Raw genomic sequence first — 12,746 nt, 5'->3', positions numbered from 1 at the left:
AAACAAAACTATAAAATAAGCGGTAAAAATTGAAGTTTTAAGGGGTTTTTTGAAACGAGCGTTATACTTAATTTTAGGGCTTTTTTGCACGCTTAATGCAGAGAGCTTTAAAGATGTTTTGACTAAAGGGGATTACACTTTTTTTAATAAAAAGGTGGTTTCGCCTATCAAACGCTATGCGGATAGATCGGCGTTTTATTTGGGGCTTGGGTATCAGTTGGGGAGCATTCAGCACAACTACAGCAACTTGAATCTATCCCAACAATTCAATAAGAGCCAGATTATTTTTAGCGATGGCTTAAGCCCTGTTTTTAAAAATTCGTATGTGTCTAATGGTCTTGGCGTGCAAGCGGGCTATAAATGGGTGGGTAAGCATGAAGAAACGAAGTGGTTTGGCTTCAGGTGGGGGTTATTTTATGATTTGAGTGCTTCTCTTTATGGTGCTCAAGAATCGCAGTCTGTCATCATTTCCACTTACGGCACTTATATGGATTTATTGCTTAACGCTTATAATGGGGATAAGTTTTTTGCCGGGTTCAATCTGGGGATTGCTTTTGCTGGAGTGTATGGCAAAGTGAGCGATGAATTGTTGTATCAAGCGCTTCTTTTAGACACTTTTGGCGGGAAAGTGGATCCAAATGGCTTCCAGTTTTTGGTGGATTTAGGGGTTCGTTTAGGGAATAAACACAACCAATTTGGCTTTGGGATTAAAGTCCCTACTTATTATTTTAACAATTATTATTCCATGAATAACATTAGCAATAATAGTGGAGATGTCCTAAAGGTTTTACGATTTTTAGAATACGGGATCAACAGCTTGTTATACCAAGTTGATTTCAGGCGCAATTACTCGGTTTATTTCAACTACACTTATAGTTTTTAAGCGATAGTTTTTAAAGCGTTCTTAATTGAGCGATTTCGTCTCTCAAACGCATCGCTTCTTCAAAATCCAAATTTTTTGCACATTCTCGCATTTTTTTATCCAGTTCTTTAATGATTTTTTCCCTTTCGCTTTTAGGGATTTTGTCCTTTTTTAAGGCTTTAGCGATTCTAACCTCATCGTCTCTTAATTTCAACTCCTCTTCTAAAGCGCGAGTAACGGTTTTGGGAGTGATATTATGAATTTTATTAAACTCTTCTTGCTTAGCGCGCCTATAGCTAGTAATTTCAAAGGCTTTTTGCATGCTTTGAGTGGTTTTTTTAGCGTATAGTAAAACCTTGCCATTAGCGTTTCTAGCGGCTCGCCCCATGGTTTGAATGAGACTTGTTTCGCTCCTTAAAAACCCTTCTTTATCCGCATCCATGATCGCTACTAAAGAGACTTCAGGCAAATCCAACCCTTCTCTTAAAAGATTGATCCCTATTAAAATGTCAAATTCCTTAAGCCTTAAAGAGCGGATAATGTGATTTCTTTCAATCGCATCAATTTCACTATGCATGTAACGCGCTTTCAAGCCCCATTCAGCATAATATTTGCACAATTCTTCTGCCATTTTTTTAGTGAGCGTGGTGATTAGCACCCTTTCATCTCTGGCCACCACTAACTTGATTTCATCAAATAAATCCTGGACCTGCTTATCGCTGTCTCGCACTTCAAATTTAGGGTCTAAAAGCCCTGTAGGGCGAATGATTTGCTCAGCGACATTCTTTTTGGAAAGCTCTAATTCTAGCTTATTGGGCGTAGCGGACACAAAAAGGAACTGGCAATTTTTATGGATAAATTCATCAAATTTTAAAGGGCGGTTGTCTAAAGCGCTAGGCAATCTAAAACCATATTCCACTAAAACGCTTTTCCTGCTCATATCCCCTGCATACATCCCCCCAAATTGCGGCAAACTCACATGGCTTTCATCTACAATGACTAAAAACTCCCGCTCAAATATCCCTAAATAATCAAACAAGCAAAAAGGCGTTTCGTTAGGGGCTTTACCCGTAAAATGGCGCGCGTAATTTTCAATGCCCTTACACACACCGGTCGCACTAATCATTTCTAAATCATGCTCGGTGCGTTGTTTGAGGCGGTTGTATTCAAGCATTTTATCCTGCTCTTTAAAAAATTTCAATCTTAAAGCGAGTTCATCTTCAATGCTTTTAATGGCTAAATTCAACCTCTCACTCCCTACGGCAAACTGACTGGCCGCATAAAGCATGACAGAATCCAAGCGCTTGATTTCATTTTTTTCTAAAACATCAAAGACAGCAATCCTTTCTATCTCATCGCCAAAAAATTCAATCCTAATAAATTCAGCGTCATTATAAGCGGGGAAAATATCCACGCATTCCCCCGTCGCCCTAAAGCTCCCCCTATCAAACACCACTTCATTACGGCTATAACCCATTTCCACCAGCTTTAATAAAAAGCTCTTGTAAGTGCGCTTCTCGCCCACTTTGATTTTTTCCATGACTTTTAGATATTCTTCAGGGTTACCCAAACCATAATTAGCCGAAACGCTCGCTATCACGATCACATCATCATAACCTAAAAGCGAAGTGGTCGCACTCAATCTCAAACATTCCAAATCATCGTTAATAGAGCTGTCTTTTTCAATGAATAAATCCCTCCTAGGGATATAGCTTTCAGGCTGGTAGTAATCAAAGTGGGAGATAAAATACTCCACCCTATTATGCGGGAAAAACGCCTTAAACTCGCTATAAAGCTGCGCGCATAAGGTCTTATTATGGCTCATGATCAAAGTGGGTTTATTGGTTTGAGCGATGATATTAGCCATCGTGTAAGTCTTACCGCTCCCTGTAACCCCCACTAGAGTTTGATAATGGTTGTTATTTTTTAAGCTTTTCGTTAAAGCTTCTATGGCTTGGGGCTGATCGCCTGCTGGTGGATAAGGGCTTTTTAAATCAAATAAAGGCATCTTTAAAACTCGCATTTTTTAGGGGTATTATAGTGGTTTTTAACACGCCTTATTCAAACTCAAAAAAATCAATGTTTTGATAATGATCGGTTTTTTTCGCTTCAATGATCTCGCTTGTGGCTTTGGTTTTTTCTTGCGTGATGTGGTTTAAAGCTTCTTGCTTGTTGTTGCTTATTTCATTATTAGCGGTTGTTTTGGCTTCGTTAATGTTGTTTATCGCTTGCGTTTGGTTGTTGCTTATTTCATTATTAGCGGTTGTTTTAGCTTCGTTAATGTTAGCTATCGCTTGCGTTTGGTTGTTGCTGATTTCGTTGTTAGCGCTCGTTTTAGCGTTCGCTATCGCTTCAAGGCTTTGAGTCTTGTTTTCGGTGATTTGATGATTAGCGTTATCTCGTGCTTGGTTTAAAAAAACCTGATAACTCGTTAAAAGCCTGGTCGTGGTTTCTATCAATTGATTTTCTAGCTTTTGTGTTTCGCTTTTGATGTTTTCGGTGTTGGCGTTTAAGGTGTTGGTTACTTCTTGCTCGTTGGCGCGCATGCTCGTATTGAAATCGCTAAAAAAGCGCTCGTATTCTTTCATTTTAGTTTGTAATTCATTGCTTGAATTTTCTAACCATTTAACGCTCCCTCTCAATCTCTCATCAATTTCATTGGCTTTTTGAAAAAAATCCAAACTCAAAAGCACCTCTAAAATCCTAACAATCCCTTTAAGGCTTAATTCCACTTGCTCGGTGAAAAGATGATTACCTTTTAAAGCGTTCTGTAATTGCTTTAATAACTCGCTTGTGATTTCTTTAAACGCTGGTTTTTCTTTAGTGGTGATCTCTGGGCTTGGTGGATTGGGATAATTCATTTTTTAGTTCCTTTTAAAAACTTCTCATGAGCGTTAAACTTTTTTTCTAACTCTGGCAATAGATCCAGTAATTCCCTGCTCTCCTTACTGCTTCTACCGCTTTCAATACCATATTTAATAAAATCAAATATATTTATTTTGCTAATAGGCTTACTCGTTCCTGTAAAAACATTGGATGCGTTTTCTATCATTTGTTCTTTAGCTTTTACTAAAAAATCATAAAACTGCGCACTAGGATTTTCAAGACGCAAAAAGCGTGCAAAAGAACTCCCTAATAATTGGCTTATTAAGCTATCGTAAGCGTCCTTATTTTCTTTAATGAAAGCATTCATGCCGTTTTCATCTGTTGTATTAATTAGGTAGTCAATGTCATGCGCTAACTTAGAAAAATTATCAGATCTGTTACCGCTTTCAAGCATTTTAGCGGTAGTGTCTAGCGCATCGGTTAGATAAGGTGAAATCGTGAAATTTTTAATCACGGTGTCGTTATTGAGATTGTGAAAATTCGCGCTGTTATTGGCAAACATTTCCTTAAACGCTTTAAATTGCTCTCTATCTAGGTTTTTATAAGCGTTATCAAACACTTCTAAAAAGCTGTTATTAGGGGTGTTTGTGGCGTAATGACTCAAAAGGCAAAGGTTAGCGTTTTCCACTTGATTGGCGCTTGGGATTTTAGCGTCTCTTTCTAACACTCTTGCAACCTGATTGGCTAAATTCTCCACGCTGTCGCTTTCAAATTTATGCGGCAAATGTTTCAATTTGTCGTTATAACTGCTCATCGCACTCAAAAGCGTATCGCTAAAGCTGTTTGCTCGGTTTTCGTTAGATTTGCTCGCTAACTTGAAAATTTCTTTATCGTTTAATTCCTGCTCTGGCATTCTAACTAAAAGCTCATTAGGTTTTAATCTAATATTGAGGTTTTCCTTAATCGCTTGTTCGTATTTTTTTCTACTCTCTGAATTAAAGTTTAGCATGCCTTGTGCTCTGTGGTTTCCTGCTATAATCTGCCCATCTGGTAAGATAATGGGCAAATCATCAAAACCCCCTCGCCCTATAATCAATTTAGGATCAAAGCGCTTGGCTATCTCTTCTACTTTCTTGCTATCCACTGCGGTGCGTGTTTGCGTTCCTGTGTTTTTGAAATTGGGCTTTAAATCGCTCTTATTGACGATCACAAACTTTAAGGGGTGTATTTCATCATCGTTTAAGCTAACGCTCGTTTTAGGGGCGTTTTCTAGCTCTTTATAGGGTATATTATCGCTTCTGAAAATTTCTCTGTCTAATTCGCTTTTGCCTAGCGTGGCGTTTTTTTGTGCTCTGATTTTATCTCTCAATTCGGCTTCTTCTTTATCTTTAATCTTTTGGGCGCGTTCTTTTTCTGCTTTAGCTAATCTTTCGCTTTCTAGTTTCTTTTGCTTCTCTAGTTGGCTTTTTTCTAATATAGATAAGTTTGATTCTTGACTTGTTAAGCTTTCTTTAGTAGGATTGTTTTCATTAAGGTTTAAGGCACTATAGTTGCTATTGCCTTTGTAATCGTTAGAAAGTGGCGATCGGGTTTCTAACTCCCTTAATACTTTTCCATCCCTCTCGTAGCTAGTAACTATTAAGTGATTTTTCAAATCATTACCAAACCATTGATTAGTTAAACCTACTTTTACATCGTTCAATTCCACGCTAATGCGCCCTAAATCGTCTTTAAACAGTGCCCCGTTCTCAATGACTTCAGGGATAGATTTCACTAACTCATCGGTTCTTTCTTTGATTTGCTCTGCATTCAATCCTAATCTTGTGTATTGTTTTTCTCTCTTTTCTAAGATGTGCGCTAATCCGTAGCCATCTTTACCATCCTTGCCCCAAACAAAATCAATCCCTCCTAAATCCTCCCTATACGCTGCGCCTGCAACTTGTCCGTTTTTCTCTTGTAAGAGTTTCTCTAACGCTTCTTTTGGCTTTAGAGCAAATTCTGCGTAATTATTACCAAATTGTTTTAAGGGCGTTATAGCGTCTTGTAACGCTTCCTCTTGCTTAGTAATGTTTTCTTTAGCACTTTTAATGCCTTGTGTGATCTCTTCAATCTTTCGCATCGTAGCGTTAGAAAACTTGGAATTTTTAGCGCTCAGTTCTAAATTCTTGGTAAAGTCGCTTATCGTATGGCTTCTTTCTAGCGCTCGTTTTATGTGGTATTTTAAGGCGGCGCCTGCGGTGGCTTCGTTTAAAGCTTTGGGTAATTTCACGCCTAAAATGCGATCGGGCGCGTTTCGGTATAAAGTCCCTAGCGTGAATTTAGTCCATTGGTATTTTAACGCTCCGCTTAAAGTGGTCGCTAAACCTTGGCTTAAGTTCTTGGTGGTGGCTGGTTTTAGGCTTAAAGCGATCTTAGCGTCGTTTTTGAAAAGCTTATGAAAACCGCTCGCTATTGTTTGGAGTTGGTAAATTTAGGGGGTTTGTTAAGGCAGGGGGAGTATTTAGGCAAGGCAAACAGCAAAATTATAGCAAACAATATTTTGGCTAAAGTTTTTGCTATAAGGCTACTTAGCCATGAAAAACGCAATATTTTTAATCTATCGCTTCAAATCAATTGTTCAAAAGACACATGCTACTCAAAATAAAACAAAAATCCTTGAATCAAGCCCAAGTTTGAGAGTTATCGGCTTGAAGTGTTCTTTTTCTTACAATTTTTATCAATGTCAAAATCGCATGCTTTTTGCATGTATTCTTCAGCCTTTTGTTTATCTTTTTCCACGCCTAACCCATACCGATAAGACTCTGACAACCCTTCATAAGCTCTAGAAGAACTCATATCAGCCGCCATTTTATAATAGACAATCGCCTTATCTTTGTCTGGCTCAATACCCAATTGATCATTTCCGCTATAATAAATATCCCCTAAAAGGATATAAGCTTCTACATTACCCTTATGCATCGCTTTTCTAAAACACTCTGTCGCTTTCACATAGTTGCTTGGAACGCCCCTACCCTCCATATACATGATGCCTAAGTTGATATAAGCGTTAGTATAGCCTTTCTCTGTAGCTATTCTAAAATATTCCACGGCTTTTTTTTCATCTTTAGGCACGCCCCTACCCTCTTTATACATCACGCCTAAATTGTTATACCCTCTAGGTATATCGTTATCAACCGCTTTTTGAAAATATTCAGCCGCTTTCTTGTAATCTTTAGGCACGCCCCTACCATTTTCATACATGATCCCTAAAAGAACATAAGCAAGCGGCTCGCCATTTTTAATCGCGCTCTTATAAAAAGAAGCCGCCCGCTCATATTCCTTATTACTATAGGCTTCCTCCCCTTTATAAATATAATTCCTTTTTTGTTCAAGGTGTTCTGCACCAAGAGTGCTAAATAAACATAAACTTGCCAAACAAATCTTCAAGGCTAATTTGCTTGCGTATCCCATTGTTACTCCTCTGCTTTAATTAAGATCAAACATAATGTCAGTGGCTACCAATCTTAAAAAAGAAACTGCATGCATCCTAGAACTAATAAACATTCTCAAACTCCATTCTGCATACACCATTTTAGATCTAATATCGTCTCTTGTAATGAGAAATTTTACACTATTTTTATGAATTTTAAAACTAAATTTAGGACTTCCTCGCTAAAAAGTCCCCCCTCCAAAAAAAAATAAGGCTAAATAAGATTAAAATTCTTTCCTTGGATCCGTTGATCCATAGAAAACGCTCCCCTTAGTTTTAGGCAAAACTTGGATCGCATTCACATCACCCATGACCGGCTTAGTAACGATTTGATAGCCCATTTTAGTGAGGTTATCTTTCACATCAGCGGGCATGCCAAACTTTTCAATCCTTAATTCATCAGGGAGCCATTGCATGTGGAATCTAGGGGCTGAGACCGCTTCAGAAATATTCATATTATAATCAATGACATTAGAAATCACTTGCAACACCGTCGTGATAATCCTAGACCCTCCAGGGCTTCCCACCACCAAAAAAACCTTATTGTTTTTCAACACAATCGTAGGCGACATGGAGCTTAAAGGACGCTTATTGGCTTCAATCGCATTCGCATCGCCCCCCACTAAACCATAGAGATTAGGGTTTCCTGGTTTTATGGAAAAATCATCCATTTCATTGTTCAATAAAAATCCTGCCCCATCAATACTAGCAGCGCTCCCATAAGAAGCGTTAATGGTGTAAGTAACGCTGACTGCATTCCCCCACCTGTCCGCTACAGAATAATGCGTGGTGTTGCTCCCCTCGTGCAACTGCCCCATTCCTGGTTTGATTTGAGAGCTTGGCGTAACCGTATCTGGCTGGATAGTGTCAAAAATCTTTTTGGCATACGCCTTATTAATCAATTTATCCACCGGCACCGAAACAAAATCAGCATCTCCCATATAAACTGATCGGTCCGCATAAGCTTGGCGCATCGCTTCTGCAGCGATATGGATATTCTTAGAAGCCCCATACCCAAGGGCGCTTAAATCCGCATTTTCCATGACATTTAAAATCTGGATCAAATGCGTACCCCCTGAACTTGGTGGCGACATAGAAATGATCTTATACCCACGATAACTCCCTACTACGGGTTTGCACCATTTCACATTGTAGCTGGCTAAATCTTCTTTAGTGATAATCCCCCCATTTTTTTTCATGTCTTTCTCAATAAGATCAGCAACCTGCCCTTGATAAAAGCCTTTAGCGCCTAGCGTTTTGATTTGATTCAAAGTCTTGGCTAAATCTTTTTGGACAAACAAATCCCCTTCTTGATAATCAAGATGCCCTTTTTTAAAAAAATACTTTTTGCTAGAACTGTATTTTAAAAACCGCTCCCTCGCTTCTTTTAGGGTTTCTGCTTGTCTTTGTGAAATCGCATAACCATTTTCAGCCAATTTAATGGCAGGATCAATGAGCTGCGATAGTTTTTTAGTGCCGTATTTTTTCAACATCGCTTCCATGCCCGCCACCGTTCCAGGAACCCCAGCCGCCAAATAGCCATCTTCACTGAGTTTAGGGACTACATTGCCTTGCTTGTCTAAAAACATGTTTTTAGTGGCTTTTAAAGGAGCTTTTTCTCTAAAATCTAAGGCAACATTTTCGCCATTAGCTAAATGGATAACCGCAAAACCTCCACCACCAATATTGCCTGCTGCCGGATGGACAACCGCTAGAGCAAATCCCATCGCTACGGCCGCATCAATCGCATTACCTCCCTCTTCTAAAACCTTTTGCCCGATCTCACTAGCTAGCGGGTGGCTAGAAAGGGCTAACCCTACTTTAGTGTTTTTAATGGGCGGGTAACTCGCTGCACTCAAAGGGCTTAACAAACCCAAAGAGAGCGCTATCACGCCCAAGCCAATCGTCTTTAAAAAACTCCGTCTCATCTGTTTTCCTTTCAATCAACAATAATCGTTATTATAACACAAGCTTTACAAAACACCCTCTCGCTTATAGCTTATAATTGCTATTAAGCATTATCGTTAATGAGTTTTAAAATAAATAGAGTTTAAAAAATAAGTTAAATAAGGCTTATTTGATCAAAACGCTATGGGTAGAAAACTTATTGTTTAATCCCCAACAGAGTGTCTATCATCCGATCAATAGCGGTAATGACCTTAGCGTTAGCGGCATAACCGCTTTGAAACTTGATTAAATTCAGCATTTCTTCATCCACGCTCACTTGCGAAATAGAGAGTTGCTCTTTTTTAATGGTCTCTAACATGCTCTTTTTAGTGTCCAAAATACGCCCGGATTTTTCAGCGTCCGTGTTGATTTTACCGGTTAAAAATTGATAAAACTCGCTGATTTTCATTGGTTTAATATCAAACTTGTCGTTATAAAAATCCACGCTGTCGTATTGCAATTGCTGCATCATGTTCGCCACATCAAAATTCCCGTTAATGGGAGCAAGCCATGGGCGGATAGTGGTAGGCTCTTTTTTGTATTCCTTATTCAAGCTGATATTAGAAGCGTCATCGCCTTGAAAAAAAGGGTTGAGCTTTAACGCTCCCATAAAATTCGTGCCGTTATCTTTCATAGAGACAAACAACCCTTGCGAAGCGTTTTTAGGCTGGATAACAAACTTTTTAGTCTCATTGTTAAAGCTCGCTGTGAAATAATCATCAAAATCGTTTTCGGTGTTATTGTCCTGATTGTCATCAGTATTAGCGTTAATGGCTTGGATAATATCGTTCATGGTTGTAATGGGCGTGATAGCAATGGTTTTTCTGGCGATTTCTTTACCATCGGTGTTGTAAGCGATTAAGTCAAACGAGCCGTTTTTGATATTGTAGTTCGTGTCTTTAAAGGCTTCATCGCTGTTAAACTCCACAGGCTCACCCTCAATATGATGACTCGCGCTTTGAGCGTAAATCGCATTAGTGGATTCTATCAAGCCCCTAGCAAAAGAATCCAACAAATCAATATAATCTTGCAACTTGCCCTTTAAAGTCCCGTTAGAGCCGTCATTATACACATTCAATAACGCCCCCACTTTCCCTTGATTGAGCTTGTCAGTAATATTAGTGAGCTTAAAATCATCGCTTTGAAAATAAACCTGGTTCAAACCCCCTTTATTTTCGGATTCTTTAACCACTAAAGGATGGAAAATAGAGCCATCAATGATATTGAACCCATGCCCAATGTTAAGGTTATAGCTCTCATCAAAATCCGCTGAGTCTTTATCTGTGAGCGAATGAGTCTTAATGCTGCTTTTAAAAACATTCCCCCCTAAAAGCTCTCGCAAATGAAACTCTAATTCATCTCGCTTATCCCTTAATTCATTCGCATGCTTTAAACTCTTGTTATTTTCCACTTCTTTAATGCGTTTGTTGATCTCAGCGATTTGAGAACCCAAGCTATTGACTTCTTTAATCACGCTTTTTAATTCTTCGCTCGCTTTATGCTGTAAGGTCGTTAATCTTTCTCTAGTGTCTTTAATGTTGTGCGTCAAAGCTTCTGTTTTTTGAGCGAGAGCCTGTTTTTGAGCGGAGTCTTTGGCGTTTTTAGACAATTCTTTCCATGAATTAAAATAATCTTGTAAATCCGTAAAAAGGCTCGCTTCATCAATGTCCGGAAAATACGCGCTCGCTTCTTTTAAATGCGAAAACTCTGTATCGTAATAAGTGTTTTCGTAATTAGCCTTCGTGTAACGAGCAAAAACAAACTCATCATGCACCCTTTCAATGGCTTCTACATCCACGCCCATATTCACATTTTTAGTGCCATACATGTAGGCCGCTTGAGGCTTTGCAATCACACGCTGACGGCTATAAAATTCATCGCTAGCGTTAGAAATGTTATTCCCAGTAACATCCACCATGCTCTGATGGGCTTGTAGGCCCGTGTAAGAAGTGTTGAGTGAAGATAAAATCCCGCCCATTTTACGCCTGCACTCTTAAAAAATGACTCCCCACATGCCTAGAGCCTTTATAGTCGCAAGTGTCATGGGGGATGATTTGTTGGATGAGCGAAGAATAAAACTCAGAAACCGCAAACGCCATGCGCGAATAAATCAAGTTTTTTTCTTTCAAAACAAGCAAGGACTCTCGCATTTGGTTTAAAAAATCGCTCGTTTTTTCGTCTAGCAATTCACTCATTTCTTTATTGGGGAATTGGTTTTTTAAAGACAGCATTTGTGCATCTATACCCGCTTTTTCTTGTTCAAAAACTTGAATCGCTAGCTGTTTTTGATGGTTTCTTTCAAAAATTTCGGCGTGTTTAGCGAGCTTGATGTCTCTTATATCGCGCTCGGTTAAATCAATCAATTCTTTCAATTGGTTGAGCGCGTTTTCTAAATGGGAATGTAAAACGACCATAACAAATCCTTTAGCTCTTGTTTCAGCCGTATTCAAGCAAATACTATGCCATTTTTAGTTTTATTATAAAACTCAATTTCTTAAGGGGATAGGGGGTATTTTGAAATCATTTTCCCCTTAAAGCCCCCTTATTAAATCGCCTTTAACATTTGCTTAGCGATAGCAGCAATCACATTCACGCTCATCGCATTCCCCGCTTGGGATAGCAAATGGCTTTCCTTAAAATGTGGATTATCTTTGATTTTAGCGATCAAATCCCTAGGAAATCCTTGCAAAAGCAGGCTTTCAATAGCGTTTAATCTTTTGATTTTGCCTTTTTGAATATAAAACAGACCATGCCGAGAAGTCCTTAAAGTAGGAAAAACATTAGAATACAACCTTAAATCAGATTGTCTTGTGTCTAAAACGGCGTTTTCTAAAGCTAAAATATTCTCTAAAAAAACCCGGTTGTGGTTGTATGGGTTGCGCAAGTATCTTTGAAAAATAGCGTTACTCACATCCAAATAGCATTCATTATCAGCGTCTAAAAAATCGTTAAAACAATAATCATTGGCTAAACCTAAAGGGAAATGAAATGGGTGTTTCAAATCCTTCCTAAACCCTACGATATAAAGGCGTTCTCTCTTTTGGGCTAATTGGAAATCAGCGCTATTTAAAATTTGATAATAAGTTGTATAACCCACTTCTTGTAGGGCTTTGATAATGGTTTTAAAAGTTTCTTGTTGCTTATGACTAATCAATCCCTTAACGTTTTCAAGCAAGAAACATTCAGGCTGTTTGACTTTTAAAATGCGAATAAGCCCATAAATAATCGTCCCTCTTTTATCTTCAAGCCCCTTCCTTTTGCCATTGATAGAAAAAGCCTGACAAGGAAACCCGCTAACTAACGCATCAAAATCGGGTAAATCATTAGGATTGATTCGCATCAAATCCCCAAAATTATGGGTGTCCTTAAAAAATAATTCATAAGTTCTAAGGGCTTCATGATTGATTTCGGCATGTCCTACGCATTTTAAATGGCACCGCTCCAAGCCCAAACGGCCTCCACCAATACCAGAGCAAAAATCCATAAAAGTTAAAATTCCCAATCAATCATTCCTGACACACAAAAAAACACGCCCTATTTAAGAAAGCAACAAACTCATTTTAAAACACAGAGAAACTAAAATTTAATGAAAAGCAAAATCACAACAAGAACAAACCCCCTAGAAATGAAGCCGTTAAACCC

General features: G+C 38.6%; 10 protein-coding genes and 1 pseudogene. 3 read left to right on the top strand and 8 right to left on the bottom strand.

The genetic code is table 11. The features are described 5' to 3' along the window. Positions 1-49 precede the first annotated feature (49 nt). A complete protein-coding gene (locus IC572_RS05720; RefSeq protein ID WP_187855346.1) occupies positions 50-883 on the top strand; it encodes an outer membrane protein in 834 nt (277 codons plus the stop codon). A gap of 10 nt (positions 884-893) precedes the next feature. Here the strand turns inward: IC572_RS05720 and uvrB are convergent, their stop codons facing one another. From uvrB to IC572_RS05705, 3 genes are read right to left on the bottom strand one after another with little or no spacing between them, the layout of a single operon-like run. After that, the gene (gene uvrB / locus IC572_RS05715) at positions 894-2,870 is read right to left on the bottom strand and encodes an excinuclease ABC subunit UvrB (RefSeq protein WP_187855345.1); all 1,977 of its coding nucleotides are present in this window, start codon (positions 2,868-2,870) and stop codon (positions 894-896) included. A 49-nt stretch (positions 2,871-2,919) separates the two neighbouring features. Next, positions 2,920-3,723: a hypothetical protein gene (locus tag IC572_RS05710; RefSeq protein ID WP_187855344.1), complete on the bottom strand. Its 804-nt coding sequence runs from the start codon at positions 3,721-3,723 to the stop codon at positions 2,920-2,922. Then, on the bottom strand, positions 3,720-5,807 hold the full coding sequence (locus tag IC572_RS05705; RefSeq protein WP_232263349.1) for a putative barnase/colicin E5 family endoribonuclease: 2,088 nt from the start codon (positions 5,805-5,807) through the stop codon (positions 3,720-3,722). Before IC572_RS05705 ends, IC572_RS05710 begins: the two co-directional genes overlap by 4 nt. Before the next feature lie 118 nt (positions 5,808-5,925). Between IC572_RS05705 and IC572_RS05700 the strand changes: the two genes are divergently transcribed. Beyond that, a complete protein-coding gene (locus IC572_RS05700; protein ID WP_187855342.1) occupies positions 5,926-6,126 on the top strand; it encodes a hypothetical protein in 201 nt (66 codons plus the stop codon). Then, positions 6,123-6,364: pseudogene (locus IC572_RS07940) on the top strand (hypothetical protein). The gene IC572_RS05700 and the pseudogene IC572_RS07940 overlap by 4 nt, the downstream one beginning before the upstream one ends. A 3-nt stretch (positions 6,365-6,367) precedes the next feature. On the opposite strand, the gene IC572_RS05695 reads toward IC572_RS07940, so the two are convergent. The 5 genes from IC572_RS05695 to dcm form a co-directional block, all read right to left on the bottom strand. Further along, positions 6,368-7,138 carry an HP1117 family Sel1-like repeat protein gene (locus IC572_RS05695; protein WP_187855341.1) on the bottom strand — a complete coding sequence of 257 codons (771 nt, stop codon included), beginning with the start codon at positions 7,136-7,138 and terminating at the stop codon, positions 6,368-6,370. A 243-nt stretch (positions 7,139-7,381) separates the two neighbouring features. Beyond that, the gene (gene ggt / locus IC572_RS05690) at positions 7,382-9,085 is read right to left on the bottom strand and encodes a gamma-glutamyltransferase (RefSeq protein ID WP_187855340.1); all 1,704 of its coding nucleotides are present in this window, start codon (positions 9,083-9,085) and stop codon (positions 7,382-7,384) included. Positions 9,086-9,261: 176 nt separating this feature from the next. Continuing rightward, a complete protein-coding gene (gene flgK / locus IC572_RS05685) occupies positions 9,262-11,082 on the bottom strand; it encodes a flagellar hook-associated protein FlgK (protein ID WP_021173214.1) in 1,821 nt (606 codons plus the stop codon). Between the two features lies 1 nt (position 11,083). Then, complete coding sequence (locus tag IC572_RS05680) at positions 11,084-11,518, bottom strand: hypothetical protein (RefSeq protein WP_187855339.1); 435 nt, start codon at positions 11,516-11,518, stop codon at positions 11,084-11,086. Positions 11,519-11,649: 131 nt separating this feature from the next. Beyond that, positions 11,650-12,606 (bottom strand): DNA cytosine methyltransferase, encoded by a 957-nt coding sequence (gene dcm, locus IC572_RS05675; protein ID WP_187855338.1) that lies wholly within the window; start codon positions 12,604-12,606, stop codon positions 11,650-11,652. Between the last annotated feature and the right edge of the window lie 140 nt (positions 12,607-12,746).

Source organism: Helicobacter pylori, assembly GCF_014496485.1.
GTDB lineage: Bacteria > Campylobacterota > Campylobacteria > Campylobacterales > Helicobacteraceae > Helicobacter > Helicobacter pylori_DD.
Note: the sequence above shows the minus strand (reverse complement) of the source record. Positions and strands in the feature narration are given on the sequence as shown.

What these genes read in the sequence shown, in the direction of transcription:
- IC572_RS05680 (WP_187855339.1), bottom strand. Translation starts at nt 11,518, where the DNA reads ATGGTCGTTTTACATTCCCATTTAGAAAACGCGCTCAACCAATTGAAA.
- uvrB (WP_187855345.1), bottom strand. Translation starts at nt 2,870, where the DNA reads ATGCCTTTATTTGATTTAAAAAGCCCTTATCCACCAGCAGGCGATCAG.
- IC572_RS05710 (WP_187855344.1), bottom strand. Translation starts at nt 3,723, where the DNA reads ATGAATTATCCCAATCCACCAAGCCCAGAGATCACCACTAAAGAAAAA.
- IC572_RS05705 (WP_232263349.1), bottom strand. Translation starts at nt 5,807, where the DNA reads ATGCGAAAGATTGAAGAGATCACACAAGGCATTAAAAGTGCTAAAGAA.
- flgK (WP_021173214.1), bottom strand. Translation starts at nt 11,082, where the DNA reads ATGGGCGGGATTTTATCTTCACTCAACACTTCTTACACGGGCCTACAA.
- ggt (WP_187855340.1), bottom strand. Translation starts at nt 9,085, where the DNA reads ATGAGACGGAGTTTTTTAAAGACGATTGGCTTGGGCGTGATAGCGCTC.
- IC572_RS05695 (WP_187855341.1), bottom strand. Translation starts at nt 7,138, where the DNA reads ATGGGATACGCAAGCAAATTAGCCTTGAAGATTTGTTTGGCAAGTTTA.